The organism is Lentzea atacamensis, assembly GCF_003269295.1.
Classification (GTDB): Bacteria; Actinomycetota; Actinomycetes; order Mycobacteriales; family Pseudonocardiaceae; genus Lentzea; species Lentzea atacamensis.
Map to the genome: position 1 here is coordinate 191217 of NZ_QLTT01000011.1, position 26998 is coordinate 218214.

Here is a 26998-nt window from a genome sequence, read left to right on the forward strand (position 1 = left end):
CTGTCTACAAAAGCGGTTGTTGTGGCAACCGCAGCCAACCGGATGTGAAGTTGAGTCATTGCTGGCTCCTGGTAACGATGCGCTGGGCCGGTGCGAGATACCAGACAGCAAGGCCAGGAGCTGGTGTTCGAGGCGAGACTAAGGGCAGGCAGAGCGGAGCGTCAACCGGCCATATCGGGGACGAATGGAGCTTCGTTGCACGAAGTTCTAAAAGCGAATCACCGATATGGCGGTACCCGCGCGGGGGCGGGTACCAATTGATTGTCAGCGATGATCGAGTCGCGTCTGTGATGGCGCACGTTCGCCGCGCGTGCCTGAGAGTCCGAAGAGGTAAAAGATGGGACCAAGTGCCCTGGTGCCCGGGCCTCGGCAGTTCTGTCGGGGTGAGGTGCCCGAGGTGTTCCTGGTTGCGGGAACGCGCCCGGAAGCGGTGAAGATTGCTCCGGTCGCCGCCGCGATGTTCTCGGGCGGGCGCATCCGGCCCGTGCTGGTGAACTCGGGGCAGCACCCGGAGATGGTCGACCAGGCCCTGGAGTCGTTCGGCTTCGTGCCGGACGTCCGGCTCAAGCTGAACCGCGTCACGGGCGGGCAGGCCGAGCTGACGAGCCAGCTGATCGAGGAGCTCGACCGGCTCTTCACCGAACGCGCGCCTGCCGCGGTGCTCGTGCAGGGCGACACGACGACGACCCTCGCGGGCGCGCTCGCCGCGTTCTGGCACCAGATCCCGGTCGTGCACCTGGAAGCCGGACTGCGGTCGTACGACCTGACCTCGCCGTTTCCAGAGGAGGGGAACCGCAAGATGGTCGGCCAGCTGGCCTCGCTGCACCTCGCGCCGACCGCGGACGCCGCCGCGCACCTCGCCTCGGAGTCGTTGCAGGGCAACAACGTCCTGACCATCGGCAACACGGTGGTGGACGCCGTGCTCGACGTCGCCGCCAGACGTGCTCCGTACGGGGACGCGCGGCTGCAGGAGATCGAGAGCAGAGTCCACGCGGGACAGTCGCGGCTCGTGCTGGTCACCGCGCACCGCCGTGAGTCGTGGGGCGAGCCGCTCGACCACGTGCTGCGCGCGGTGGCCGACATCGTCGAAGCCCGTCCCGATGTCGAGGTGGTGCTTCCGGCACACCCGAATCCCGCTGTGCGCAGGCAGGTTCAGGACGTGCTGGGCGGCGTCGGGCACGTGACGATCACCGATCCGCTGCCGTACGCGCAGATGGCCCGGTTGCTCGCGCAGTGCACGCTGGTGCTCTCGGACTCCGGTGGCATCCAGGAGGAGGCGCCGTCGTTCGGTGTTCCCGCACTGGTGCTGCGGGACGTGACCGAGCGGATGGAGGCGGTCAACGCGGGCTGCGCCGTGCTCGTCGGCACCGATCGCGAGCGCATCACGTCGCTCACCGTCCGGCTGCTCGACAACCCCTCCGCACGCGAGGCGATGACCGCTGACGGCAACCCGTTCGGCGACGGGCTCGCGTCCGTGCGCACCGAACAGGCATTGGCCTGGCTGCTGGGCCTGCAGCAGCAGCGACCCGTTGAGTTTGCTCCTTACGCCGGCAGCGCGACCGTGCGCATGTCGGGAGAGGTGGATGTGGCATGAAGGGCCGACTGTTCAGAGTGCGCGTCGCGGCCAAAGTGATCGTGACTGCCCTCGCGGTTTCCATGATTCCCGTGCCCGCTGCACAGGCGGACCTCAGGCTCGGCCTGAAGCTCGGTGAGATCGTCGACAACGTGCTGCCCGCGCCACCGACGCCGGACACCACGCCATCGCGCACCAGCTCGCGCATCACCAAGCGCACCACTCAGCCCGGCCTGATCTCGACGGTGCTCGGCACGCTCGGGCCGACCTCGACCCAGGCCGCCACCGCCGGCACGAACGGTGGCGGCGCGCCCGGTGCGAAGGCGAGCCAGAAGACGTTGATCCTGTACGACAACACCGGGCCGTGGGCGTGGCTCGGCGAGGCGTACGCGGTGCAGGCGGGCAACCTTGCCTCGCACGGCAGCTCGTACGTCATGCACCCGGTCGGCTCCTACGCCGCCGGTGAGATCTCCGGCTACACCGGCGTGATCTACATCGGCTCGACCTACGACGAGCCGATCCCGCTGGCGTTCCTCGACGACGTGCTGGCGACCACCAAGCCGGTGCTGTGGATGGCGCACAACATCTGGCAGCTCACCGCCCGCGCGCCGAGCTTCCAGACGACCTACGGCTGGAACTGGGTCCAGTACGACACCGGTGCCGCGACCACGGTCCGGTACGAGAACACCGACCTCGGCCGCAACCCGCTCGCGACCCCGTCCGGCCTGATGATCACGTCTATCACCAACCCGGCGATCGCGTCGGCCCCGGCGATCGCGACAGGTTCCGCCGCCGGACCGATCAACTGGGCGACCAAGGCGAAGAACCTCACCTACATCGGCGAGATCCCGTTCAGCTACGTCGACCACGGTGACCGCTACCTGGCCGCCGCCGACCTGATCTCGCGCGTGTCGAACCCGGCGATGGCCGACCGCAAGCGCGCTCTGGTGCGCATCGAGGACGTCGGCCCCGACGCAGACCCCGGCGAGCTGCGCGCGATCGCGGACTACCTGTACCGCCAACGGATTCCGTTCAGCATCGCGGCGTACCCGAGGTACGAGAACCCGTACGGCGTGGAGAACAACGGCGTGGCCGAGTCCTACACCCTGGCGGAGCGCCCGGACGTGATCAACGCGCTGCGGTACATGCAGAACCGCGGCGGCACGATCCTGATGCACGGCTACACGCACCAGTACGAGAAGCTGATCAACCCGTACGACGGCGTCAGCGGCAACGACTTCGAGTTCTACACGGCGCACGTCAACGAGAACGACAGCGTGATCTACGACGGCCCGGTGCCCGGTGACTCGGCGGCGTGGATGCAGGGCCGGATCAACTCGGCGACGACGGCGTTCGCTCAGGCCGGGTTCGCCCGTCCGGCCATCTTCGAGCCGCCGCACTACGCCGCGTCGGCCGTGGACTACGAGGTCATCCAGCAGAACTTCGGCAAGCGCTACGACCGCGGCCTGTACTTCGGCGGGTACTGCCCCGGTGGCGCGTGCGGCACCGGCACGCCGCAGTACGACAAGATCTACGGCCAGTACTTCCCGTACCTGGTCCGCGACATCTACGGCTCCGTGGTGGCGCCGGAAGCGGTGGGCAACGTCGAGCCCGAGCCGTTCAACAACCACCCCGCCCGGCTGCCCGCCGACCTGGTCAAGACGGCGCAGCAGCTCAAGGTGGTCGATGATGGTGTCGCGAGCTTCTTCTACCACCCGTACCTCGGTACGGCGTACCTGCGCGACACCGTGCAGGGGTTGAAGAACGCGGGCTACACGTTCGTGTCCGTCGGCACCGTGATGGCGGGCTGACAGGAGGTGCTGTGCGCTGGTTGTGGGCGGTGCTGGTCCTGGCCGGCTGTGCTGCCGGCCAGGGCCCGCCCGCTTCCGGTGGCACGGACGAGGGCTGGCGGGTGACCGTCTACTACACGGCGGTCGAGCGGTTCCACAGTGGACCCGCGGTGCCCGTGCGCGGGTGCCCGGTGATCGACTGCGAGCACGGCGACGAGTTGCTCGGCACGTTCCCGCAGTCGTTCGCGAAGGCGGTGAAGGACGAAGGTACCGGCCGTACTTCCGCCGGCCGGTACCTCAACTGGTCCCACGACAAGGGCTACTGGATGGACGACGCGCCGCGGGACGCGTTCGGCAGGCCCTTGCGGCCGTTCGTCTCCGCGGCCGCCGACGGGCTCCGGCACGGTTCGCGGATCAAGCTCGTCTCGTGTGGACAGACACCTGGGGGTGCGAACGTCGACTTCGCCGTGTGCCAGAAGCTCGCGTCGTCGTCGTGGGAGATCACCGACGAGTTCACGCCGGGGCTCGGCGGGGACCGGCACCTCGACCTCTACCTGGGCGAGGAGACCGGCCCCCGGTTCACCGAGAGTCCCTGGTACACCACCTTGTCCGAGGCGGTGCTGGAGATTCACCAGCCGAGCTGAACCGCCAGTTTCCGCGCCTGCTCCAGCACACCGGTCTGCTGCTGTCCCGGCTCCGGCAACGGCACACCAGGGCAGGAGAGGTCACCGGACGGCGTCACGCGGTCGACGAGGTAGCGCTCGACGACGTCGTTGACGCAGGCGTTGTCGAACCCGTAGATGCCATGGTCACCCTCGTCCTTCACGGTCAGCATCCGCGAGCCAGCGAACCCGGCGTGGGCCTTGCGCGCGCCCTCGATCGGCGTCGGGGCGTCCCGTTCGGACTGCACCATCAGGGCCGGCGCGACGCCGATGCCGGTGGGCTGCTTCAACTGCACGTTGGGGCGGTCCCAGTACGCGCACTGGCCCATGAACTGGTAGTAGCCCAGCAGCGGCCACCTCGCGCCGTCACGTGCCGCGTCGCGCTCCAAGTACCTGCGGTCACCGCGGAACGGCGTGTCGTTGCACAGGATCGTGTACAGCGTGGCGGTCTGCGCGTCCGGGTAGCTCGCCTGCGCCGTCACCTGCGGGGGCACCGCGCCGGCCAGCTCCGCGAGCTTCCGCGCGGCGCCGTCGAACGCGTACTTGCTGTACTGGCCCCGGAAGAGCGCCACGTCCAACGTGACCGGGTAGTACGTGCCGTCCGGCAGCGTGACGGGCTGTTCCGTCAGCTTCTTGCGCGTCCGCTCGTAGACCTGGCGCACCTCTTCCGCTGTCTTGCCGAGGTGGTAGACGTTGTCGTACTTCGCCACCCACGGCAGGAAGTCGACGCGGAACCGCCGCTCGAAGCCCATGCCGAAGTCGCCGAACACCGTCTGCCACGGCGCGGTGAACTCGGTGTTGGAGTCGAGGACGATCTTGTCGAGCGTCTTCGGGAAGTAGGTCGCGTAGTACGCGCCCATCCAGCTGCCGCCGGAGTAGCCGAGCCAGTCGACCTTCTTGCGCCCCAGCACCTGGCGGAGCAGGTCCAGGTCCTTCACCGTCTGCTCGGTGGTGACGTGCCTGCCGAACTCGCCGGACTTGGTCTGGCAGAACTTGGCCTGCAGCTCCATGCCGCTGTAGATGAGGTCCAAGTTGGCCTTGCTGCGGTCGCGCGGGTCGGTCGAGCCGAGCGTGTCGAACAGCCCGCACGTGATGTTGCTGCTGGCGCCGGTGCCGCGGACGTCGATGCCGATGATCTCGGCGTTCTCGCTGAGCTTCGGCCGGCTCAGGTAGATCAGCGGCAAGGTGCGGCCCTCACCTCCCGGTCCGCCGGGGTTGGTGAAGATCGTGGTTTTCGCCTTGCCGGTCAACGGAACTGTGCGGCTGACCGCGATGGTGATGGTCTTGCCGTTGTTCGGCTTGTTCCAGTTCATCGGCGCGGTGAAGCTGCCGCACTCCAGTCGTTCCGCGCCGGGCGGAAGGCCCGGCGGGACCGGGTCGAAGCACTTCTGCCACGTGATCTCCTGGTCGGCCAGGCGGTTCTGGGCCTGTGCCGGTGGCGCGACGAGCAGTGACGTCGCTGTGACGACGGCTAGTGCGGCCGCCATTTTCTTGCGGTGCATCGGTCATCCCCCTCTTCTACCAACCGAGCTGGGTGGCGAGCTCACGCGTCCTGGTGAGCGAGTTCTTCGCGGTCTCGCCGGGAACGGGCAGCGGAACCCCTGGACACGTCAGGTCTTTCGTCGGCGCGACGCCGTCGACGAGATACCGCTCGACGATGTCGTTCACGCACTCGTTGCCGAACCCGTAGATGCCGTGGTCCCCCTCGTCCTCAACGGTGAGCAGCACGGAGTTGTTGAAGTTCCGGTGGGCTTTTTGCGCGCCTTCGAGCGGCGTCGCCGGGTCGCGCACGGACTGGACCATCAACGTCGTCGCGACGCCGATGCCGGTGGGGCGCTTCAGCTGCACGTTCGGGCGGTCCCAGAACGCGCAGGGAGCCATGATCTGGTAGTAGCCGACGAGCGGCCACTTAGCCCCGTCGCGCGCCGCGTCGCGTTCCAGGTATCTGCGGTCACCGCGGAACGGCATGTCGTTGCAGACGATCGAGTACGCCGTGCCCGCCTGGGCGTCCGGGTAGCTTGCCTGTGCCGTCAGCTGGGCCGGGACCGCACCGGCGAGCTCCGCGAGGGTCTGGGCAGCACCGGCGAAGTTGTACTTGTCGTAGATCGAGCCCCGCAGCAGGAGGTCGAGCGTCACCGGGTAGTAGACGCCCTCCGGTCGCGTGACGGGTTGCTCGGCCAGCTTGGCGCGCGTGCGTTCGTAGGCCTGGCGCACCTCCTCGCCGGTCTTGCCGAGGTGGAAGACGTTGTCGTACTTCGCCACCCACGGCAGGAAGTCGACGCGGAACCGGCGTTCGAAGCCCATGCCCCAGGCGTCGAACACGCCCTGCCACGGTCCGGTGAACTCGGCGTTGGAGTCGAGCACGATCCGGTCCAGGGTCTTCGGGAAGTAGGTGGCGTAGTAGGCGCCCATCCAGCTGCCGCCGGAGTAGCCGAGCCAGCTGACCTTCTTCTTGCCCAGCACCTGCCTGAGCAGGTCGAGGTCCTTCACCGTCTGGTCGGTGGTGACGTACCGGCCGAGCTCACCCGACTTGGTCTGGCAGAACTCGGCCTGCAGCTCCACGGCTCCGTAGAGCAGGTCGAGGTTGGCCTTGCTGCGGTCACGCGGATCGGTCACGCCGACCGGGTTGACGTTCCCGCAGGTGGCGTTGCTGCTCGCGCCGGTGCCGCGGACGTCGATGCCGATGATCTCGGCGTTCTCGCTGAGCTTCGGTCGGTCGAGGTAGATCAGAGGCATCGTGCGCCCCGGCCCGCCCGGCCCGCCGGGGTTGGTGAAGACGGTGCTCTTCGCCGTGCCGTTCTTGGGCCTGAGCCTGCTGACCGCGATCGTGATGGTCTTGCCGTTGTTCGGGTTGTTCCAGTCCATCGGCGCGGTGAAGCTGCCGCACTCCAGCCGTTCCGAGCCTGACGGGAAGCCGGGCGGCACGGTGTCGAAGCACTGCCGCCACTGGATCTCCTGGGTGGCGGCCGCCTGCGCGGGTGGTGCGATGAGCGCTGTGGCGGTGACGGCGGCCAGTGCTGCCGCCAGTTTTCTGCGGTGCATTCGGTTGTCCCCCTTCTACCGGCCGAGCCCGGCCGGTACCCCAGCTCATCGCGTCCGGGGGTACGGGAACATCGGCCTAAGGATGGCAACCACCTACAACTTGGGTCTTACGCCGACCGGCGAAACCCCTGATGACGTTCGTCATCTGACGCAACAGGGCCGCCCTCCGCAGCGGAGGGCGGCCCTGGGAAGGCAAGAGCTCAGCAGGACTGCTTGTAGAAGTACTTCGAGTTCTTCTCCGCGTCGTCCTTCGTGATCGCGACCAGGTCGGTCTCGATGTTCCGCTTGTTCTCCTTGCCGTCGATCGCGGCCAGTGCCTGCTCGACACCCTGCTTGCCGATCGTGGCCGGGTCCTGGGCGATCAGCGCCTGCACGGTGCCCGCCTGCAGGTCCTGCACCTGCTTGGGCGAGGCGTCGAACCCGACCAGGTTCACCGCTCCGGTCTTGCCGGCGTTGCGCAGACCGGTGGCCGCACCCTCACCGGTGTTCAGGTTGGTGGCGAACACACCGATCAGGTCCGGGTTCGCCGCGAGCGTCGCGGTCACCTTCGAGGCCGCCGTGGCGGGCTCGTTGTCGGTGTACTGCTGGCCGATGTACTTGAGGTTCGAGTACTTCTTGATCTCCTCCTCGAACCCCTTGGCGCGGGCGTCCGTCGTGGACGTGCCCGCCTTGGTGTTCAGCACCAGCACCGAGCCGGTCTTGCCGGCGCTGAGCTTGTTGAGCGTCTCGGCGGCGAGCTTGCCGCCCTGCTCGTTGTTGGACGAGATGGTGGACACGGCGATCGAGGTGTCCTGCAGCTTGGTGTCGACCTCGACGACCTTGATGCCCGCGTCCTTGAGCTGCTTCATCGGGCCCGCCATGGCCTTGTCGTCGGTCGGCGCGATGAGCACGGCCGCCGGCCTCGAGGCCAGGACGCCCGTGACGATCGGGGTCTGCTGGGCCGCGTCGAACTTGGCGGGTGCCTGCGTGTCGAACTCGTAGCCGGCGGCCTTGGCCGCCTCCTCGAAACCGCACTGCATCGAGATGTAGAACGGTTCCGCCGTGATGCCGGGGATCAGCACCAGCTTCTTGTTCGCGGCGGAGTTGCCCGAACCCGAATCGCCGATCTGCCCGCCTCCACCACACGCGGCGAGCAGGAAAGCGGCCGAGAGAGCCACTGCGGAGCGGATCTTCATTGGTCCAGCACCTTTCCCTAACGTTGGTTGCGCGCCCGCCGCCGTGTCTGGTCCAGCCACACGGCGGCCACCAGCACGATCGCGACGGCGATCGGCTGCCAGAACTCCTTGACCCCGATGATCACGAGGCCCTTCTCCAACACCGCCGGGATGAACACGCCGAACACCGTGCCCAGCACCGAACCAGTGCCGCCGAAGATGCTGGTGCCACCCAGTACGACGGCGGCGATCGCGTTCAGGTTGTCCGTCTCGTGGCCGGTGACGACCGCGACGCGGAAGAACGCGTTGCCCATGAAGCCCGCGAGACCGGCCAGGGTGCCCGCGAGCAGGTACACCTTCGTGAGGTGGCCGCGCACCGAGATGCCGACGCGCCTGGCCGCCTCCTCGTTCGAGCCGACCGCGTAGGTGTAGCGCCCGAAACGCGTTGTGGACAGGAGAAGCACGCCCAGAGCGGTGACGATCGCGGCCACGATCACGATGTTCGGGATGCCGAACCACGTGCCGGAGCCGAAGGTGCGGTTCAGCCTGTCCGGGATGCCGGACACGTTGGAACCGTTGTTCAGCAACAGGGCTGCGCCATGCGCCGCGCCGAACGAACCCAGGGTCACGATCAGCGCCGGGATCTTCGCACGGGAGATCAACAGGCCGTTGAGCAGACCCCACACCGCGCCGCTGACCAACGCGACCAGCAGCCCGAACCCGATGACGCCCCAGCCCGCGTTCGTCGCGTCCCCGCCGGACACCGCGTTCATCGCCATCGCGGACGAGACGGACGCGAACACCAGCACCGAACCGACGGACAGGTCGATGCCGGACGTGATGATCACGAACGTCATGCCGACGGAGAGCACCAGCAGCACAGCGGTTTCCGCGAGCAGGAACTGCAGCGTGGTCACCTGGAAGACCGCGTCCGGGCGGATCGCTCCGAACACCGCGACCAGGACGAGCAGCACCAGGCCGATCCACAGCGTGTTCGCACCGGTCAGTCGCTTGAGGAGCGGGGTGCGGGTTTCGCCGGACACGGTAGACAACGTTGTCTCTTTGGTACTGGTCATCAGGCGGCGTCCTCATGCGACAGTGCGCCGGTCATTGCACCGACGAGCTCTTCAACGGTCGTGTCGGCGGCCTTGAAACGGGCCACGCGGCGGCCGAGGCGCAGCACCTCGACGCGGTCGGAGACCGACAGCACCTCGGGCATGTTGTGCGAGATCAATACCACGGCGACACCCTCGTCGCGCACGCGCTTGATCACCTCCAGCACGCGTTCCCGTTGCACCACACCGAGAGCGGCGGTCGGTTCGTCCATGAACACGAGCTTCGACGCCCACGCCACCGAACGCGCGACCGCGACCGACTGGCGCTGACCACCGGACAACGCCGCGATCGGCACGTCGATGCTCTGCAGGGACGCGCCGAACCGGGTGAAGTGCTCCTTCGCCTGCCGGCGCATCGCCTTCTTGTCGAGCACGCCCAGCCAGCCGAGGACACCGGGCTTCAGGATCTCCCTGCCCAGGAACATGTTCGCGGCGGGGTCGAGGTCGGGCGCGACCGCGAGGTCCTGGAACACCGTTTCGATGCCGCGGTCGCGGGCGTCGTTGGGAGAGCTCAGCACGATGGGCTTGCCGTCGAACAGCAGGGTGCCGCTGGTCGGCTGCTCCACCCCGGACATGCACTTCACCAGGGTGGACTTGCCCGCGCCGTTGTCGCCGATCAGCGACACGACCTCGCCGGGGTGGGCGGTGAACGACGCACCGCGGAGAGCTTCCACGGTGCCGTAGTTCTTCGTGAGGTCACGAGCCTCGAGAAGTGGCTCGCTCATGGCGACACATCCTCTACTGTGGACAGTACGGGCGGTCGGCAGCGGATCGCCACCAGGTCGCCGGTCAGCCCCAGCTCGCCGGCCGCGTGCGGCACGACGACGGTGCTGCCCTTGCGGACCTCCAGCTCACCGAGCTGGCCCGATCCCTCCAGCACCACCAGCACGGCGAACGACGGTTCCAGCGCGAGGGAACCCTCCACGTGCAGGCGGTCGGCCTGGAAGAACGGGTCGGCGTCGTGGCCGAGCAGATCGACCGACGGCGCCCATTTGTCGGACGTCTGACGCACGAGCTGGTCGAGCCGGCCGCTCCAGCCGTGCCGGTCGACGCAGTCCAGCGCGACGTCGTAGCCGAGACCGAGGTGACCGATGTCGGCGTTGGCCAGGAACCCCTGCCACTCCAGCGTCACCGAGAAGTCGGTCGGCTGCTGCAGCTCGACGATGAACACGCCCTCGCCGATCGCGTGCGGCACACCGGCGGGCACGAAGACCGTGTCACCGGGCCGGACGCAGATCGGGTTGAGCGAGTCGAGCATCGCCCTGGTGTTCTGCTCCGCCACCCATTCGGCGACGGTGGCGGCCGGCACGGCGTCGCGGAATCCGATGTAGACGGTCGGGTCCGCACCGGTCGTGCCGACGACGATCCACGCCTCCGTCTTGCCGTGGCGGCAGTTCAGGTGCGAGGACGCGAAGGCGTTCGACGGGTGGCAGTGCACCGGCAGGCGCTGGCCCGCGTCGAGCAGCTTCACCAGCAACGCCGTGTCCGCGCCGAACTTCGCCACGTGCTCCGGTCCGAGCCATCCGGTCGGGTCCGCCTCGACGGCGTCGCGCAGCAGCACGCCGTTTGGCAACGTTGTCAACCCGGCATCGCTGCGCCCGTACAGCGTTGTCGTCGAGGCCACCCAGTCCTCGGGCCCGAAGTCGCCGGTCGTGCCACCGCGCAACGCCGCGATCGCCTCGCCGCCGCGGTAGAACTGCTTCGGCTGGTTGGCCGGCAGGTTGACAGGCTGGTGGAGCACACCAGAACTCACGCGTGGACCTCCCCGGATCCTCGTGGCACCAAGCGCACCGGCAGCACGACGCGGCGCGGTGGTGAGTTGTCGCCGTCCAGTCGGGCGAACAACAAATCGGTGGCCGCCTTGCCGAGCGCACTCGCGTCGTGCGCGATCACGGTCACCGGCGGCGACAGCAGGTCGGCGAGCTCGAAGTCGTCGAAGCCCACCAGGGCGGGGCGGTCCGCGGAACCTGCGAGCGCGCGCAGGATGTGCACGGTGATGCGGTTGTTGCCGGCCACGATCGCCGTCGCGGGCTCACGCAGGTTCTGCAGCCGGTGCAGCGTGGTCGCCACGCTGTTCTCGTCGTGCGGCCCCATCGCCACGAGATCCTCGTGGTAGCCGATGCCCGCACGCACACAGCCCTCGCGGTAACCACGGAGGCGCTCGTTGGCGGTGAAGATGTCCGGCGCGTCACCGAGGAACGCGATGCGGCGGTGTCCATGTGCCGCCAGATGGGTGACGGCTTCCACGGTGCCACCGATGTTGTCCACCAGCACGGTGTCCGCCACGACGTCGCCCGCCGGCCGGTCCAGGAACACCACGGGCGTGCCCGCGCGCATCTCCGGCACCAGATAGCTGTGCTGCAGCCCCGCGGGCACGATCAGCAGCCCGTCGACCCGGCGGGAGCAGAACTCCAGCGCCAGCTCGCGTTCGCGGCCGGGATCTTCGTCGGACGACCCGGAGATCACCTGTCTGCCCCTGAGTCGCGCGATTTCCTCGACAGCGCGGGTGACCCCGGAGTAGAACGGGTTGCCGACGTCCTCCAGCACGAGCCCGATGGTGCCGGTGGACGAGCCGCGGCGCAGGTTGCGGGCGCTCAGGTTCCGCCGGAACCCGAGCTGGTCGATGGCGGCCAACACGCGCTCGGCGGTGGACGGATGCACGCCCGGCTCGTCGTTGACCACGCGCGAGACGGTCTTGATGCTCACGCCCGCCAGCCGGGCGACGTCGTTCATCGTCGCGCGACGGACCTTGCGCTGACCGGTTGCCGGTCCGCTGGGGGACAACGTTGTCATAGTGGCCGTATCTCACCTCGCCTTCACGCCCTTGTCAACAGTTCCGGAACCGGTCAAGCGGCTTCTCGTAGCCGTGTTTGCTGTCCTGAAGAAGACAAGTGACGGCATTGGTCTTGACCACGACCGTGTGCGCTCCGCAAGGATCTGGTGACAGACAGCGTTGTCAGCCAGAGGGGAGTACTGCGATGCGTGACCTGCCACGCCGAAGCGTTCTCAGCCTCCTCGGCGCCGCCGGACTTGCCGGTGTGCCCGGTGTTGCTGCCGCTCAACCATCTCCGTCCGCGCCTCCACCCGGTGCCGAGGCCGGCGCGGCTCCTTCCGTCGGGGCCACTGCGCTGGCGCCACCTCCCGGCGGCTGGCGCCGGGTCGCCGAGGACGTGCGGAACGAAACCCGCTGGGCCTGGCGGTCCTATGTGGAGCGTGCGTTCGGTCACGACCAGATCAAGCCGGTGTCGGGCGGCCACGAGGAGTTCTTCGTGCCAGGCCACCCGATGGGCCTCACCGTCGTCGAGGCGCTGGACACGTTGTGGCTCATGGAGCTCGATGCAGAGTTCGCCGAAGGCGTCCGCTGGGTCAAGGCGAACCTGTCGTTCGACGTCGACGCGCCGTTCCAGGTGTTCGAGACCAACATCCGCATGCTCGGCGGCCTGCTCTCCGCCTACCACGTCAGCGGCGACAGCGCGTTGCTGAACCTCGCACGCGACCTCGCCGACCGGCTGCTGGTCGCGTTCACCAAGTCGCCGACCGGAATCCCTTACCGCTACGTCAACCTGCGCACGGGCGCGGTGTCGTCGCCCGAGACGAACCTCGCCGAAACCGGCACGTACATCACGGAGTTCGGCTCGCTCTCGAAGTGGACCGGCGACCGCAAGTACTACAACGCGGCCAAGAAGGCCTTCAAAGTCACGTTCGACAAGCGGACGGCCTACGACCTGCTGCCGTGGGACGTGCACGCCGAGACCGGCGCCTGGCGCAACCGGTATGCCACGATCGGCCCGCCCGCCGACTCCTACTACGAGTACCTCTGGGACGGCTGGCACCTGTTCGGCGACCGCGACCTCAAGCGGTGGTGGGACATCCTGCTGCGCGGCATCCTGAGGAACCAGACGGACATCGTCGGCGGCCGGTTGTGGTTCGCCCAGGTCGACGCGTTCACCGGTCGCCGCGACTCGCGGACGCAGAGCGAGCTGGCGGCGTTCTTCGGCGGGCTGCTCGCGGAGAGCGGGGACATCGCGCGCGGCCGGGCGTACCACGACTCGTGGACCGCCGTTCAGGACCGCTACGGCGTGCTGCCGGAGGGCATCAACTACACGTCTCTGCGGCCGACTTCGGTCGGCAACCAGCTCCGGCCGGAATACGCCGACGGGGCGTTCTTCCTGTGGCTCGCCACGCGTGACGAGGTCTACCGCGAGCGCGCGTACCGGCACTACCTGGAGATGAAGCGGACCTCGAAGACCAACTACGGCTACACGATCCTGACGGACGTGACAACCGGGGCGAAGGGCGACTTCTGTCCCGGGTACTGGTGGTCGGAGCAGCTCAAGTACTACTGGCTGATCTTCGGGGACGCCCGGCGGTTCGACTACACCAGCCACTACCTGTCGACCGAGGGCAACATCTTCCTGGGGGCGCGCAGGTAGTTTTCCGAGGCTCCGGGTCCTGAGCGCCGTGACTTGGCGGCGGCGGCGCTCAGGCCGGGTCTCGCCTGGGGCTTGCGGGTGCGGGTCGGCTTGCGGGACGTCACCTTGCGCAGGTGGTTGCGCGGGCAGTGACGAGCCGGGTCATTTTCATCGCGCTTCGCGGCGACAGCGATTGCGTTGTTGGATCAGGGGCGGGAATTACCGCGTCGACGAGGCGACGGAAACGCGGGTTCGCGAACATTCGGTGATGCAGAAAATCGTCGAGCTGGCCGCCGACGCGGCGGCGGAGGGGGCGTTGTCGGTCGAGCATGTCGCGGTGGTCGCCGAGGTCATGAAGGCGCAGCCGGTAATTCCCGCACCCGACTCAACAAACGCAAGCCCAATCGCAATCGTCGCGAAGCGGCGATGGAAAGACCCGGCTCGTCAAGCCCACGCAACCACGCTGGAACGAAACCAACCGACATCGGTGACCCCTCCGCTGGAACCGCCACCAGCCCGCGCCAGCGGACTCGCACCCGCGCCAGCCCATGACCAGGCGAGCCCACGCCGAGGCTCCACCACCCGTCTGGACACCCCACCACCCCGAGATCCCAACTAGGCTGAAACCCGTGGACGCACTGGATCCCATTGAGTCGGTCAACACGTTCATCGGCACAAAGGACGAGGGCAACACGTTCCCCGGCGCGTCCATGCCCTTCGGCAAGGCGCATTCCAGCCCGGTCGGCTCGCACTACGCCGGTTACCGCTACGACGACCCGGTGATCCGCGGCTTCGGCCACTTCTTCCTGTCCGGCGCCGGCTGCTGGGAACAGGGCGGTCTGGTCCCGATCCTGCCCGTCTCCGGCGGCCTGCCGAGCAGCTTCGACCACAAGCGGTACGGCGCCAGGTACACGCACGACGGTGAGATCGGCAAGCCCGGCTACTACAAGGTCAAACTGGACCGCGACATCACCGTCGAGTGCACCGCGACCACGCGGGCCGGTGTCGAGCGGTACACGTTCCCCAGCGGCACCAGCGGCACGCTCCTGGTCAACGTCGGGCAGGCCAACGACAAGGAGCCGGTGTCCGCGAGCAGCATCAAGGTCGTCGACGACCGCACGATCACCGGATCCGTGGAGACGCAGGCGTTCTGCGGTGGCCGGCCGTACGTCACCTACTTCACCACGCGGTTCGACCGTCCCTTCCGGGAGTTCGGCACGTGGTCGCCGAGTGGCGCCAAGCCGGGGCAACGGGAGTCCGCGGGTGGTGCGGGGCTCAGGGGCGCCTGGGTCACGTTCGAACCTGGACCGGTCACCGCGTGCACCGCACTGTCCCAAGTGGACGCGCAAGGTGCCACCAACAACCTGGAGGCCGAGACCGCGGGCAAGTCGTTCGACGAGATCCGCAACGAGGCCCAGGACGCGTGGCGCCAGGAGCTCTGCTGCATCGAGATCGAGACGGAGGACTGGGACGAGCGGGCCGTTTTCTACACCGCGCTCTACCACGTCCTGCTCCAGCCGCTGACCGGCAGCGACGCCGACGGCAGGTACCGCGGCTTCGACAACCAGGTCCATCACGCCGAGGACTGGACGTACTACGAGTACTACTCGCTCTGGGACACCTACCGCGCGCACAACCAGCTGCTCGCGCTGATCCGCACCCAGAGGTCGAAGGACATCGCCAGGAGCGTCCTCGCCATCCACGAGCAGGGCGGCTGGCTCCCGCGCTGGGCCTTCGCGAACCAGGAGACCAACTGCATGACCGGCGACCCGGTCACGCCGTTCCTGGTCGACCTGTGGCGGTTCGGGCACCTCAAGGACTTCGAGGACCAGGCCTATCGGGCGCTGCTGCAGAACGTCGACGGCGTCCCGCCCGAGAGCTCGCGCTTCCAGGGCCGGTCCGGCAACCCGACCTACCTGGCCAAGGGCTTCGTCCAGTACGACAAGCGCTTCCCGAAGAAGGGGCAGGACACCGACCCGCACCACGGCGCGTCGGCGACTCTCGAATACGCGCTGGCGGACGCCACCCTCGCGATCATGGCTGAGGAGCTCGGCCACAAGGAGGACGCGGAACGGCTCAGGAAGCGGGGCCTCAACCACCGCAACCTCTGGGACCACAGCGTCGCCGACCGCGGCTTCACCGGCTTCCCGCGGCCCAAGCTGCAGAACGGCGCGTGGCTCAGCCCGTTCACGCCGCAGGGGGCGGACGGGTTCCACGAAGGCACTGCCTGGCAGTATCAGTGGCTGGCCCAGCACGACATCAACGGCCTGATCACCGCGCTGGGCGGCAAGGCGGCGGCCGAGGCGCGGCTCGACGACTTCTTCGCCTACCAGGACCTCCTGACGGATCCGAAGCGAACTGTCCGTGAGAAGTGGGTTGTTGGACCGTACGACTACTACAACCAGTTCAGGTACAACCCGAACAACGAGCCGGACCTGCACGCGCCGTGGATGTACGCGCTGATCGGCAAGCCGGAGAAGACGTCGGTGGTCGTGAGGGCCGCGCAGACGTTGTTCGTCAACGGGCCGGCCGGTGTCACCGGAAACGACGACCTCGGCACGATGTCGGCCTGGTACGTGTTCAGCGTGCTCGGGATGTACCCCGCGGTGCCCGGCACCGGTGAGTTCGTGCCACACGCTCCCAGATTCCGCCGAGCAGTGGTCCACCTGGAGAACGGCAAGGACATCGTGATCAAGGCGGAGGCCGCGGACACGACGAAAACGCAGGTGGTGGAGCGGATTCGCAGCGGCTGGCTGTCGCGCGCCAAAGATCGGATCGAGCTCGCGGAGCTGCGATCGGGGACCACGCTCGAGGTCGACCTCCACACACTTTCCAATTGAGACGCGGAACGGTCGTAGGCTCGTCCGGTGGGCACCTGCGCGAGCTGTGGCACGGAGTTCGCGCCCCGGCCGTCGCGGGCGCGGTACTGCTCGAACGCCTGCCGTCAGCGTGCCTACCGTCAGCGCTCTGCCGGTAAGTCCACTGTGGTCGCCGAGCTGCCCGTTCACGACGACGCGTTCGTCGGCAGGGAGACGGAGCTGGCCGAGCTGCTTTCGTTGCTGCGCAAGCACAGGATGCTCACACTCGTCGGATCGGCCGGTGTCGGCAAGACGCGGCTCGCGGTCGAGCTCGCCGGACGTGCCAGGAGGACCGAGGTCCGCACGGTCGAGCTGGGCAGGCTGAGCAGTCCTGGCCAGGTGGTGCAGGCGTTCGCCGAAGCCGTTGGGGTGTACCAGCACGCAGGTGTCGCACTGCGGACGACGCTGCTCGCGGAGCTCGGCAACCGGCGCGTCCTGCTGCTCGTCGACAACTGCGAGCATCTCGTCGAGGAGTGCTGCGACGTCGTGGACGCGCTGCTCTCGCGCTGCCCGAACGTGCAGGTGCTCGCGACCAGCCGGGAAGCGCTGCGTGCCGTCGGCGAGGCCGTCTACCCGGTGCACGGCATGGACGAGGACTCGGTGCGGCTCTTCGCCGAACGCGCCGGGGTGCCTGGCGACCAGGACACGATCGCGGCCATCTGCGCACGGCTGGACGGCGTGCCGCTCGCGGTGGAGCTGGCCGCGAAGGTGTCGCTGTCGGTGCCGCTGAGCGAGCTCGCGAACCGCCTCGACCAGCGGCTCGACCTGCTCAGCGACGCCGGAGAGGAGACGCGGCACCAAAGCCTGCGCGCGGCCATCGCGTGGAGTCACGACCTGCTGACCGGATACGAGAAGGAGCTCTTCCGCAGGCTTGCGCTGCTGCCGGGAGGGTTCGGGCTCGACATCGCCCAGGTCGTGCAGGGCGGGCCGGTGATCGGGCTGCTCACGGCGTTGCAGGCGAAGTCGTTGGTGGTGCGGGAGGACGACGGGCGGTTCCGGATGCTCGAATCGGTGCGTCTCTACGCGGAGGAGCGGCTCAGGGAGCACGACGAGCACGCCGTGACGGCCGAACGGATCATCTCGTGGCTCTGCGGGCTGGGCGAACCCGGTGTCGCGTCGTCGATCCTGGCGCCGGAGCAGGTGAGGGCGCAGCACCAGGAGTACGACAACGTGGTGTACGCGTTCACCCGTCTGGTGGCACCGGACGACGATCGCCGCCTGATGCTCGCCACGATGTTGCTGCGGGTGTGCTTCGACCGCGGCTACTTCACCGAGGCGGGCGCGGTGCTGATGCAGGTGCTGGACCAGTCACCAGCCGACGCCCGCTACCGGATCCTCGCGCTGGAGTACGCCGCACTGCTGGCGGGACACGAGGCACGGCACGACGAGGCGGTGAAGTACGCGACGGAGGCGATCGAAACCGCCGAAGCCGGTGGGCAGCAGGAGATCATGTGCCGCCTCTACCGCACGTTGGCGGGCGCTTACGACGGCATGGCCGACTTGCCGAACGCCACATGGGCGCTGCGCCAGTCGATCGAGTACGGCGTGCGCAACGGCAACGACGTGAGTGTTGCGGTGTCGCAGCACAATCTCGGTTGGTGCCTGCTCCTCATGGGTTCGGTCGACGAGGCGAGTGTGCTGGTCGGGGACTCGTTGCCCGTGCTGAGAACACATGCACGATGTGACATCGTTGCCATCGCACTGCACACGTGGGGTTGCGTCGCGCTGGAACAAGGCGATCTGACCGCCGCGGGCGCAAGGTTCGCCGAAGGCGTGCGGATCTCGGAGCACCTCCCCTGGGAGGTGCTGGAGTCGGTCGAGGGACGCGCGGTGGTCGCGGTGCTGTCCGGACGGTACGAGCTCGGCGTCCGGTTGCTGGTGGCGTGCGAACAGATGCGCACGGTACGGGCCCTTCCGGTGCAGCAGTGGTGGCGGCGGAAGCTGGACTCTGTGCTGGACGTCGCGAGGGAAGCCTTGTCCGGTGCGGCTTTCAGCCGCGCGGTGAGCGCCGGACGGGCGATGGACGTTCGCCATGCCGTGGAAACCGCGCTGGACAAGGAGATCGTGCGGCACGCGGTGCTGAGCGACCGGCAGCGCATGGTCGTCGAGCTGGTGGCGCAGGGCATGACCAACGCCCAGGTCGCGGCGAAGCTCGGGATCTCCCACCGAACGGTGGAATCCCACGTGCACAACGTGAAAACCATGTTGGATCTTTCGACTCGCGCGCAGCTCGTCGCGTGGGCGCAGTCGAACTGACACGTCCAACTGAGACGTAACGCTGCGGTTCATCCGGATGACTTCGCGCTCCCCGGCGTTCATTGTGAGTACAACCAACTGAGGGGAAGGGGACACGTGGAACCGTTCCGGCTGCTGCACCCCGACCTCGTGCCGCAAAGACGCGAGTCGTTGCAGCACGCTGCGTCCATGCTCGTCCGGATGGGGTTGGACGACACGGTGCTGTCGGCGTCGCCCGTGCACCAGCGGCTCGCCCGCGTGGTGCTCGCGAGCAGCGACGTGATCGAGTGGAAGCCCGGTCACGACAACGGTGGCACGGGCCACGACCAATGCTTCGGCGTCGTGCGGGTGGGTGGCGACCGCGGCGGCGTGTTCCTGTCCAGCATCCTGATCGCCTACCTCGACGTGCTGGAGAACGCGGCCAGGATGGGCACCTCCATCGGCGAGGACTCCTGGCGCACGCTGCTCTGGGCGCCGACCGCGCTCTTCGACCACGTGCTGCGCCGGCCCCAGGTCGGCATGACGGTCGTGACTCCCTGCCCCGGTACCGAGTACCTGCCGCACGAACGCGTGCAGGCCGGCCAGCACCTCTACCTCGCGCTGATGCAGGCCGTGCGGTTCGCGGTCAGCGGCGTGGTGCGCGCCCAGGACGACCGGCCGCTGGTCGAGGACTGCGTGACGCTCGCGACGGCGTGCCTGCGTGCCGCGACGGTCGCGCTCGCGTTCGCCTGCGACGTTCGCGAGGAGCCGCCACCGCGGATCGTGGAAGCCGCCGAGCACCGCTACCTCTGGCAGGTGATCAACGACGTGCGCGCGGCCGTCCCCCGCGCCAGGTTCGAGCAGTTCGCCGCGGCGTTGCGGCGGCTCAACGACATCTACATCGCGTGTCCGTTGCTGGCGGCGGGTGGCTGAATCCGTTCGTCTCGACTTGGCGCCGACTTTCGTCGTTCCGCCACGCGCACCGGGTCCCGCTGACATAACGTCCCGCCCATGACGGAGGAACGGTCGGCGGTCGTGGTGCGGGACATCCGCAAGAGCTACGGCGGGCTGAAGGCGGTGGACGGGGTCTCGTTCACCGTGGCGGAGGGTGAGTTCTTCGGCATCCTCGGGCCCAACGGCGCCGGGAAGACGACCACGCTCGAGATCATCGAAGGTCTGCGCGAGCCGGACAGCGGCGAGGTGCGGCTGCTCGGTGAGAGCCCGTGGCCGCGCAACGTGAAGCTGCTGCCGCGCATCGGCGTGCAGCTGCAGGCGTCGTCGTTCTTCGAGAAGCTGACGGCGAAGGAACAGCTGCAGACGTTCGGCTCGCTGTACGGCGTGAGCGCCGGCACCGCCGCCGACATGCTCGAACTCGTCGGACTCGCGGACAAGGCCAACGAGCAGGAGAACAAGCTCTCCGGCGGTCAGCGTCAGCGCCTCTCGATCGCGTGCGCGCTGGTGCACGACCCGGACATCGTGTTCCTCGACGAACCGACCGCGGCGCTCGACCCGCAGGCCCGGCGCAACCTCTGGGACGTGCTGCGGGCGATCAAGGCACGCGGCAAGACCATCGTCTACACCACGCACTACCTCGACGAGGCCGAGATCCTCTGCGACCGCGTGGCCATCATGGACACCGGCAGGATCCTCGCGCTGGACCCGCCCGCGGTGCTGGTCCGCGGCCTGGACGCGCCGACGCACGTGACGCTGCAGAAGGGCGTGATGTCCGTTGCGGACGCGTCCGCGATGGACGGTGTCGAAGAGGCGCACGAGGACGAGGTGTCGCTGACGATCTCCACTCGCCGTCCGGCTCCCGTGCTGTCCGCTCTGGCGGAACGCGGTGCGCTCGACGGGCTGCAGGTCCGCACGGCCACCCTCGAAGACGTCTTCCTCAACCTGACCGGCCGGGAGTACCGCGCATGACCGCGTTCAAGTCGCTTTCGGTGGCGATGCTCAAGGGCTTCATCCGCGACAAGGTGACGCTGTTCTTCACGTTCCTGTTCCCGTTGATGTTCCTGGTGATCTTCGGCCTGATCCTGCGTGACGTGGGTACCGACAAGACCAGGATCGCGGTGGTCGGCGACGGTCAGATCGTCTCGGCGCTGCGGGACAGCGGTGTGCTGGAGCTGGAGCCGTACAACGACGAGAACGCCGCGGTGCAGAAGGTGAAGGACGGCGACCTGCCCGCGGCGCTGATCGTGCGCGGCCAGCAGCTCGACCTGCGGTTCGCGCAGAGCGACCAGGTCGGGTCCGCGACCGTGGTCGGCATCGTGAACGGGTTCGTGGACAAGGCGAACCTCGCCGCGACCGGCCAGCCGCCGCGGTTCACGTTCGCCGCGGAGAAGGTCGAGGACGCCTCGCTCAAACCGATCCAGTACCTGACGCCCGGCATCCTGTCCTGGGGTGTGGCGGTGTCCGCGGTGTTCGGTTCGGCGCTGACGCTGGTGTCGTGGCGGCGCAAGCAGGTGCTGCGGCGGATCCGGCTCGCGCCCGTGTCGGCGACCGCGGTGCTGTCGTCGCGGGTGCTGGTCAGCACAGGCGTCGCCCTGGTGCAGGGCGCGATCTTCGTGGGCATCGCGATGCTGCCGGTGTTCGGGCTGCAGCTGTCCGGGTCGTGGTGGCTCGCGATTCCGTTGCTGCTGCTGGGAACGATCGCGTTCTTCGCGCTCGGCATGCTGGTCGGCGCGTTCGCCAAGACGGAGGAAGCGGCTTCGGCGGCGGCGAACATCGTCGTGCTGCCGATGGCGTTCCTGTCCGGCACGTTCTTCCCGGTCGAACAGGCTCCCGGCTGGCTGCAGGCCGTGTCGAAGATCTTCCCGTTGCGGCACATGAACGACGGCATGCTCAACGTGCTGGTGCGCGGCAAGGGGATCGAGGCGCTGCTGCTGCCGGGAGCCGTCCTGATCGGCTTCACGCTCGTGATCGCCTTCATCGCCTCACGCGTCTTCAAATGGGAGGAATAGGACAGACCCGGATGCGTTGTGCTCCCCGTCACGGTTCATGATGGGGAGCCATGACGTTCTCCAGCGTGGTTGGACGGTTCCGCATCTTCGCCCTCGCCGAGGCGATCTCCTGGGCGGGCCTGCTGCTCGGGATGTTCTTCAAGTACGTCGTCGTGCAGAACGAGATCGGCGTCAAGATCTTCGGCCCGATCCACGGCGTCATCTTCGTCGGCTTCGTGCTCGTCACGCTGATGGCGAAGGAGCCGCTGAAGTGGGACGGCCGCACGCTCGTGCTCGGGCTGCTGTCGAGCATCCCGCCGTTCGGCACGGTGATCTTCGAGCGCTGGGCCGCGAAGACCGGCCGGCTCACCGAACCAGCTGCCGAACAGCTCTGAGCTCCGCCTGCGGGTCGCCCTCGTGGTAGATCCGTTCGGACTGCTCGATGTTGTCCAGGAACTCCTGGTACTTCACCGCGTTGTGCAACATCGACGCGCGGCGGGCGACTTCGAGCGCTTTGAGCGGCTCGCTGTCCGGACGGTGCCGCAGCCAGGCCTCGCTCCACACCTGAGCGATCAGGTCGCGCAGGCCGGGGTCGCGCTCCATCAGCCGGTTCGCGTCCAGCGCGGGATGACCCCAGCAGGCGTCCGACCAGTCGATGATGACGCCGCTGTCGCGCCAGTTGCCGGAGTGGAAGTCGCCGTGGGTGAGCGTCTCCGGCAGTCCGAACGACGGCATCGGCACGGCGGACGACGGCAGCCGAGGCTCTCCGGCCAGTGCGTGCTGCACGGCGACCCAGCGCGGCACGATCCGCTCGACCATCTCCGGCGTCAGTTGTGAGCAGTTGGCACCCTTGGCGTCGCTGAGCAGCACCCGGCCCGGTGCGGAGGCCAGCACGGCTGGCACCAGCGTCGGGTCGTGCGCCGCGACCATCTTGATCACCGTGCCCTCGTCGGCGAAGAACGACGGCACGGCCTTCAGCCACACCAGGCCGTCGGCGGTGGGCAGCCGGTGCACGCTGGAGAGGTTCCAGGTCCTGATCTGCTCGGCCGGACCGGTGCGGGCGAGCACCGTGTCCGCCCACGCGACCAGTTCGGCCGGTCCGCCCAGCCGCGCCCACGGCATCCGGTGCTCGGCGTCGGCTTCAGGTTCCTCGGCGGGGTGCAGCTGCGTGCGGTCGGGCTCGCCGTAGGCCTCGACGTGGTAGGTGACCTCGCCGCCGCACATGATGTCGCCACCTTCGACCGAAACGAGCCGCAGCACGTTCGTCTCGGCACCCAGCAGGTCCCGGAGCACGGCGTTGACCGGTTGGACGTGGTTCCAGTCCGAGGTCGCGACAGGGATCGGGCCGACGCGGCCGGCGAACCCGCCCGGCGTGCTGACGAGCGCGACGATCGTGCGGTCCGGTCGTTCCCACCTCAGCAAAGGCCGTTCCGTCATCAGCGAACCAGTTGCCGCACAGCCCGGAGCTCACCCTGCGGATCACCCTCGTGGTAGATCCGTTCGGACTGCTCGATGTTGTCCAGGAACTCCTGGTACTTCACCGCGTTGTGCAGGTGCGAGGCGCGGCGGGCGACCTCGAGCGCTTTGAGCGGTTCGCTGTCCGGGCGCAGCGCGAGCCAGGCCTCGCTCCACACCCGGCTGATCACCTCGCGCAGGCCGGGGTGGAACTCCATGAGCCGGCACGCGTCCAGCGCTGGGTGAGCCCAGCAGGCGTCGGACCAGTCGATCACCACGCCGCTGCTGCGCCAGTTGCCGCCGTGGAAGTCGCCGTGGGTGAGCGTGTCCGGGAGGCCGAACGACGGCATCGGCACGGTCGTGGGCGTGAGCAGGGGTTCGCCCGCGAGCGCGTGCTGCACGGCGACCCAGCGCGGCACCACCCGCTCGACCATCTCGGGTGTCATGTGCCAGCAGTTGCCGCCCTCGGCCTGGCTGAGCAGCACCCGGTCCGGCGCGGTGGCCAGCAGCTCGGGCACCAGGGTCGGGTCGTGCGCGGCGACCATCTTGATCACGGCGCCCTCGTCGGCGAAGAACGACGGCCTGGCCTTCAGCCACACCGGGCCGTCCGCGGTGGGCAGCCGGTGCACGCTCGACAGGTTCCAGGTGCGCATCTGGACCGCCGGGCCGGTGCGGGTGATGACCGTGTCGGCCCACTCGACGAGCTCCGCCGGTCCGCCCAGTCGTGCCCAGGGCATCCGGTGCTCGGCGTCCGGCTCGGGTTCCTCCGCGGGTTCGAGGCAGGTCCGGTCGGGTTCGCCGTGCGCTTCGACGTGGTAGGTGACGACGCCGCCGAACGGGACGCTGCCGCCTTCCACCGAGACGAGGCGCAGCACGCTGGTCGGCACGCCGAGGAGCTCCCGCAACGCGGTGTTGATCGGCTCGACGTGGTTCCAGTTCGGTGTCTCGACCGGGATTGCGGCGGTGCGCCCGGCGAAGCCGCTGGGCGTGCTGACGAGGGCGACGATCGACCTGTCCGGTCGTTCCCACTGCATGGGCACATCACGCCACAGACGTGCGCGCGTGCCAAACGAATTAGTCCTCGAAGTCGCCGCTCGCCCGGCGGACCTTGGCGAGCAGCTCGGTGAGCTGCTCGGTCTGCCGGTCGGTGAGGCCCTTGAGTCCCAGGTTGACCTCGACGACCGCGGCGGTCGCGGCCTCGCGCCGCTCCAGGCCCGCGTCGGTGATCTCGACCAGCGTGGTGCGGCGGTCGGTCGGGTGCGGGGTGCGGCGGACCAGGCCGTCGCTCTCCAGCCGGTCGACGATGTTCGTGACGCTCGTGGGGTGCAGCTGCAGGCGCTCGCCCATGACCCGCATCGGCAGCGCGCCCTTGCGGGAGAAGTAGAGCAGCACCAACGCCTCGTAGCGGGCGAACGTGAGGCCGTGCGGCTTGAGGGCTGCGTCCACGGCGGACTGGATGATTTGCTGGACACGCATGACGCTCGTGACGGCGGCCATCGAGGTGGACGGACCCACCCGGTCGTCCCACAGCTCAGCCGCGCGGGCGATCGGATCGAACGGCAGCGGTGTCATGGGCACCGAAGCTACCAGTCAGTACAACCGTTGGATCATCAGGAGGCACGTGTGCTTGTCGCGTTCAGCGTTGCTCCGTCCGCTTCGGACTCGTCGGGAAGCGTCGCCAAGGCCGTCGCCGAGGCCGTGCGGATCGTGCGGGAGTCGGGCCTGCCCAATCAGACGAACGCGATGTTCACCTTGGTGGAGGGAGAGTGGGACGAGGTGATGGACGTGGTCAAGCGCGCCACCGAGGCCGTGCAGGCCGCCGCCCCGCGGGTCTCGCTCGTGCTCAAGGCGGACATCCGGCCCGGCCACACGAACCAGCTGAGCGCCAAGGTGCAACGGGTTGAGGAGCACCTCGCCGACACGCCATGATCGAGCTCCGCCGCTGACCGTTGGGAGTCGAGCGGAGGCGTACCTCGTGAGATTCGTGATCACCCTGCTGGCCGCGTTGCTGGCGGTCGTGCCGTCGGCGCACGCCGGGCCGTCCACCAGGTGGGAGAACATCGGCCCGAACGGTGCGGGCGGGTACATGGCGTTCGCGCGGAACCTCGTCTACGTGCTGCCGGGTGCCGGCCAGCAGGTGTTCCGGTCCGCCGACCGGGGCCGCACCTGGCGGCAGGGGCGGCTGTTCCCGGAGATGCGCGGGAACGCGCTGGCCGCCGATCCGGCGCGGCCGGACACCGTGCTCGTGGCGGGTGCGGAGGGCGGCGGCGGTGCCGGTTCGGTGCTGCGGTCCGTGGACGGCGGCCTGTCGTTCTCCGTCGCTCTGCGAACGCCGTCCGAGGTGCAGGACGTCGCGTTCGGCGGTGGCTTCTCGTACGCGGCGGCCGCGGAGGGGGTCTATCGCGGGATCGGCGGGCAGGGGTGGTCGTTGCTGCCCGGATCGCCTGCGTCGGCCGAGGACGTGCACGTCGTGGGCCCGGATCTGCTCGTGGCCGCCGGTGGGGTGGTGCACGTGCTGCGTGCCGGCAAGTGGTCGGTGTCCGACGTGCCGGCGGACAAGATCACCTCACTGGGTGACGTCGTGGTGGCGCGGAAGTTCAGCGGCGGGGTGCACCTGTCTTCGGACCGCGGTGTGAGTTGGCGTGCTGTGTCCGGTCCGTGGAAGTCGACGTGGATCTTGTACGGCGGGATCACGGCCAACGGCTGGATCCAGGTGCAGACGTTGGACGGGCACTTCATCAGCGCGGACATGGGCGCGACGTGGAAGCGGACCGACGCGGTGGCGAAGGTCGACGTCTACACCGAGATCGGCAGCTTCCCCGACCTGCCGGACTGGCAGTGGGTCTACGGGTCCGGTGGCGTCTACGCGACCGCGGACCACGAGCACTTCAAGCGGGTCGGCGTGCCGGGAGCGCACGTGCTGTCGCTGGCGGTGTCGGGCCGGTCTCTCATCGCCGGGACCATGCAGGGCTCCTACCGGACGGATCTGCCCGTCGCCGCGCAGGAGTGGGACTTCGACGGGACCGCGCCGCACGCGATCGGCAACCGGATCGGTGCGCTGGCGGCGCGGGACGGGATCGTTCTGCGCGGGCGGAACGGCTATCGCGGGTCGCAGGACACGATCTTCGTGGAGCGGTCGCTCGATGGTGGCCGGACGTGGGTGATCACGGCCGAGATGCCGGGGAACACGCGCTCCCTGGTGTTCGACCCGGTGCTGCCGTCTCGGGTCTACCTGGGCGCTTACCTGATCAACGCGTTCTACGTGTCTCTGGACGGCGGGGCTTCTTTCGTGCCGCGGGTGCACGCCGGGTTGCGCGGGATCAGGACGATCGCGGCTGATCCTGGTGGCATCTGGCTCGCCGACGCCGGTGGGCTCTACCGGTCCGTCGACGCCGGCGTGACGCTGAGGCAGGTCTTGCCGGGGCGGATGAACTCGGTGCTGGTGGATCCGCGCGATCCTCGGCACGTCGTCGCGGTGGGCCAGAACTCGGTGTTCGTGTCGTTCGACGGGGTCGCGTTCGTCGAGGTTCCCGGCGTGTCCTCGGAACAGCTGTCCACGATCGCGATCGGCCCCGACGGTGTGCTGTACCTCGGCTCGATCTCGTTCGAGGGATCGAGCAAGGGCGTGCTGCGGTCGGTCAACGGCGGCCGCTCGTGGACCGTGTTCGGCGGTCCGGACGTGGAGCGTGGTGTCGAGGCTCTGCTGGTCTCCCCGGATGGTCGAACGCTCTACGCCGGCACGGTGAGCGGATCCGTGCACCGGCGTTCACTGGGTTAGCGT

At 68.4% G+C, this 26998-nt stretch carries 23 protein-coding genes; 13 read left to right on the plus strand and 10 right to left on the minus strand.

All coding sequences use genetic code 11. The features are described 5' to 3' along the window. Positions 1-337 precede the first annotated feature (337 nt). The 3 genes from wecB to C8D87_RS37775 are packed head-to-tail and all read left to right on the plus strand — an operon-like array spanning position 338 to position 4007. Entirely contained in the window at positions 338-1594 is a 1257-nt protein-coding gene (gene wecB / locus C8D87_RS37765) for a non-hydrolyzing UDP-N-acetylglucosamine 2-epimerase (RefSeq protein WP_112230779.1), read from the plus strand. Next, a complete protein-coding gene (locus C8D87_RS37770) occupies positions 1591-3384 on the plus strand; it encodes a DUF2334 domain-containing protein (RefSeq protein ID WP_215732600.1) in 1794 nt (597 codons plus the stop codon). The genes wecB and C8D87_RS37770 overlap by 4 nt, the downstream gene beginning before the upstream one ends. An 11-nt stretch (positions 3385-3395) precedes the next feature. Next, entirely contained in the window at positions 3396-4007 is a 612-nt protein-coding gene (locus C8D87_RS37775) for a hypothetical protein (protein ID WP_233442481.1), read from the plus strand. Here the strand turns inward: C8D87_RS37775 and C8D87_RS37780 are convergent. The 7 genes from C8D87_RS37780 to C8D87_RS37810 form a co-directional block, all read right to left on the minus strand. Then, the gene (locus tag C8D87_RS37780; RefSeq protein ID WP_233442482.1) at positions 3992-5527 is read right to left on the minus strand and encodes an alpha/beta hydrolase; all 1536 of its coding nucleotides are present in this window, start codon (positions 5525-5527) and stop codon (positions 3992-3994) included. The genes C8D87_RS37775 and C8D87_RS37780 overlap by 16 nt on opposite strands. A 16-nt stretch (positions 5528-5543) precedes the next feature. Beyond that, entirely contained in the window at positions 5544-7067 is a 1524-nt protein-coding gene (locus C8D87_RS37785) for an alpha/beta hydrolase (RefSeq protein WP_112230783.1), read from the minus strand. Between the two features lie 200 nt (positions 7068-7267). Then, complete coding sequence (locus tag C8D87_RS37790; protein ID WP_109634530.1) at positions 7268-8242, minus strand: ABC transporter substrate-binding protein; 975 nt, start codon at positions 8240-8242, stop codon at positions 7268-7270. A gap of 17 nt (positions 8243-8259) precedes the next feature. After that, positions 8260-9297: an ABC transporter permease gene (locus C8D87_RS37795; RefSeq protein WP_112230786.1), complete on the minus strand. Its 1038-nt coding sequence runs from the start codon at positions 9295-9297 to the stop codon at positions 8260-8262. Next, positions 9297-10061, minus strand: a complete 765-nt coding sequence (locus tag C8D87_RS37800) for an ATP-binding cassette domain-containing protein (RefSeq protein ID WP_109634524.1) — start codon at positions 10059-10061, stop codon at positions 9297-9299. Before C8D87_RS37800 ends, C8D87_RS37795 begins: the two co-directional genes overlap by 1 nt. Then, positions 10058-11089, minus strand: a complete 1032-nt coding sequence (locus tag C8D87_RS37805; RefSeq protein WP_233442483.1) for a class I mannose-6-phosphate isomerase — start codon at positions 11087-11089, stop codon at positions 10058-10060. The genes C8D87_RS37800 and C8D87_RS37805 overlap by 4 nt, the downstream gene beginning before the upstream one ends. Then, on the minus strand, positions 11086-12069 hold the full coding sequence (locus C8D87_RS37810; RefSeq protein WP_112230790.1) for a LacI family DNA-binding transcriptional regulator: 984 nt from the start codon (positions 12067-12069) through the stop codon (positions 11086-11088). The genes C8D87_RS37805 and C8D87_RS37810 overlap by 4 nt, the downstream gene beginning before the upstream one ends. A gap of 245 nt (positions 12070-12314) precedes the next feature. Here C8D87_RS37810 and C8D87_RS37815 point away from each other — a divergent pair, with 245 nt between their 5' ends. The 8 genes from C8D87_RS37815 to C8D87_RS37845 all read left to right on the plus strand — a co-directional run bounded on the left by C8D87_RS37815 (position 12315) and on the right by C8D87_RS37845 (position 22157). Then, complete coding sequence (locus C8D87_RS37815; protein WP_112230792.1) at positions 12315-13769, plus strand: glycoside hydrolase family 47 protein; 1455 nt, start codon at positions 12315-12317, stop codon at positions 13767-13769. Positions 13770-14016: 247 nt separating this feature from the next. After that, entirely contained in the window at positions 14017-14367 is a 351-nt protein-coding gene (locus tag C8D87_RS46465; protein ID WP_170166724.1) for a hypothetical protein, read from the plus strand. 10 nt (positions 14368-14377) lie between these two features. Then, positions 14378-16588, plus strand: coding sequence for a GH92 family glycosyl hydrolase (locus C8D87_RS37820; RefSeq protein WP_325049750.1), 2211 nt, complete (start codon positions 14378-14380; stop codon positions 16586-16588). Between the two features lie 27 nt (positions 16589-16615). Next, the gene (locus C8D87_RS37825) at positions 16616-18862 is read left to right on the plus strand and encodes a helix-turn-helix transcriptional regulator (RefSeq protein WP_146771994.1); all 2247 of its coding nucleotides are present in this window, start codon (positions 16616-16618) and stop codon (positions 18860-18862) included. Between the two features lie 96 nt (positions 18863-18958). Then, the gene (locus C8D87_RS37830; protein ID WP_112230798.1) at positions 18959-19753 is read left to right on the plus strand and encodes a hypothetical protein; all 795 of its coding nucleotides are present in this window, start codon (positions 18959-18961) and stop codon (positions 19751-19753) included. Positions 19754-19831: 78 nt separating this feature from the next. Next, a complete protein-coding gene (locus C8D87_RS37835; RefSeq protein ID WP_109634505.1) occupies positions 19832-20743 on the plus strand; it encodes an ABC transporter ATP-binding protein in 912 nt (303 codons plus the stop codon). Continuing rightward, on the plus strand, positions 20740-21783 hold the full coding sequence (locus C8D87_RS37840; protein WP_109634503.1) for an ABC transporter permease: 1044 nt from the start codon (positions 20740-20742) through the stop codon (positions 21781-21783). Before C8D87_RS37835 ends, C8D87_RS37840 begins: the two co-directional genes overlap by 4 nt. Positions 21784-21833: 50 nt before the next feature. Then, positions 21834-22157 (plus strand): DUF3817 domain-containing protein, encoded by a 324-nt coding sequence (locus C8D87_RS37845; RefSeq protein ID WP_109634500.1) that lies wholly within the window; start codon positions 21834-21836, stop codon positions 22155-22157. On the opposite strand, the gene C8D87_RS37850 is transcribed toward C8D87_RS37845, so the two are convergent. Genes C8D87_RS37850 through C8D87_RS37860 form a run of 3 tightly spaced genes read right to left on the minus strand, consistent with a single transcriptional unit; the run spans position 22129 to position 24789 of the window. Continuing rightward, positions 22129-23199, minus strand: coding sequence for a phosphotransferase (locus C8D87_RS37850; RefSeq protein WP_112230799.1), 1071 nt, complete (start codon positions 23197-23199; stop codon positions 22129-22131). The genes C8D87_RS37845 and C8D87_RS37850 overlap by 29 nt on opposite strands. Continuing rightward, positions 23199-24251, minus strand: a complete 1053-nt coding sequence (locus tag C8D87_RS37855) for a phosphotransferase (RefSeq protein WP_112230802.1) — start codon at positions 24249-24251, stop codon at positions 23199-23201. Before C8D87_RS37855 ends, C8D87_RS37850 begins: the two co-directional genes overlap by 1 nt. 40 nt (positions 24252-24291) lie before the next feature. Then, complete coding sequence (locus C8D87_RS37860) at positions 24292-24789, minus strand: MarR family winged helix-turn-helix transcriptional regulator (RefSeq protein WP_112230804.1); 498 nt, start codon at positions 24787-24789, stop codon at positions 24292-24294. Between the two features lie 51 nt (positions 24790-24840). Between C8D87_RS37860 and C8D87_RS37865 the strand changes: the two genes are divergently transcribed. Both C8D87_RS37865 and C8D87_RS37870 read left to right on the plus strand, forming a co-directional pair. Then, positions 24841-25146 carry an MTH1187 family thiamine-binding protein gene (locus tag C8D87_RS37865; RefSeq protein ID WP_109634490.1) on the plus strand — a complete coding sequence of 102 codons (306 nt, stop codon included), beginning with the start codon at positions 24841-24843 and terminating at the stop codon, positions 25144-25146. A gap of 46 nt (positions 25147-25192) precedes the next feature. Continuing rightward, complete coding sequence (locus C8D87_RS37870) at positions 25193-26995, plus strand: WD40/YVTN/BNR-like repeat-containing protein (protein WP_112230806.1); 1803 nt, start codon at positions 25193-25195, stop codon at positions 26993-26995. Positions 26996-26998 lie beyond the last annotated feature (3 nt).

Coding starts and splice junctions, on each gene's coding strand:
- C8D87_RS37840 (WP_109634503.1), top strand. CDS start 20,740: ATGACCGCGTTCAAGTCGCTTTCGGTGGCGATGCTCAAGGGCTTCATC.
- C8D87_RS37795 (WP_112230786.1), bottom strand. CDS start 9,297: ATGACCAGTACCAAAGAGACAACGTTGTCTACCGTGTCCGGCGAAACC.
- C8D87_RS37770 (WP_215732600.1), top strand. CDS start 1,591: ATGAAGGGCCGACTGTTCAGAGTGCGCGTCGCGGCCAAAGTGATCGTG.
- C8D87_RS37800 (WP_109634524.1), bottom strand. CDS start 10,061: ATGAGCGAGCCACTTCTCGAGGCTCGTGACCTCACGAAGAACTACGGC.
- C8D87_RS37790 (WP_109634530.1), bottom strand. CDS start 8,242: ATGAAGATCCGCTCCGCAGTGGCTCTCTCGGCCGCTTTCCTGCTCGCC.
- C8D87_RS37845 (WP_109634500.1), top strand. CDS start 21,834: ATGACGTTCTCCAGCGTGGTTGGACGGTTCCGCATCTTCGCCCTCGCC.
- C8D87_RS37850 (WP_112230799.1), bottom strand. CDS start 23,199: ATGACGGAACGGCCTTTGCTGAGGTGGGAACGACCGGACCGCACGATC.
- C8D87_RS37860 (WP_112230804.1), bottom strand. CDS start 24,789: ATGACACCGCTGCCGTTCGATCCGATCGCCCGCGCGGCTGAGCTGTGG.
- C8D87_RS37855 (WP_112230802.1), bottom strand. CDS start 24,251: ATGCAGTGGGAACGACCGGACAGGTCGATCGTCGCCCTCGTCAGCACG.
- C8D87_RS37780 (WP_233442482.1), bottom strand. CDS start 5,527: ATGCACCGCAAGAAAATGGCGGCCGCACTAGCCGTCGTCACAGCGACG.
- wecB (WP_112230779.1), top strand. CDS start 338: ATGGGACCAAGTGCCCTGGTGCCCGGGCCTCGGCAGTTCTGTCGGGGT.
- C8D87_RS37815 (WP_112230792.1), top strand. CDS start 12,315: ATGCGTGACCTGCCACGCCGAAGCGTTCTCAGCCTCCTCGGCGCCGCC.
- C8D87_RS46465 (WP_170166724.1), top strand. CDS start 14,017: ATGCAGAAAATCGTCGAGCTGGCCGCCGACGCGGCGGCGGAGGGGGCG.
- C8D87_RS37785 (WP_112230783.1), bottom strand. CDS start 7,067: ATGCACCGCAGAAAACTGGCGGCAGCACTGGCCGCCGTCACCGCCACA.
- C8D87_RS37810 (WP_112230790.1), bottom strand. CDS start 12,069: ATGAACGACGTCGCCCGGCTGGCGGGCGTGAGCATCAAGACCGTCTCG.
- C8D87_RS37835 (WP_109634505.1), top strand. CDS start 19,832: ATGACGGAGGAACGGTCGGCGGTCGTGGTGCGGGACATCCGCAAGAGC.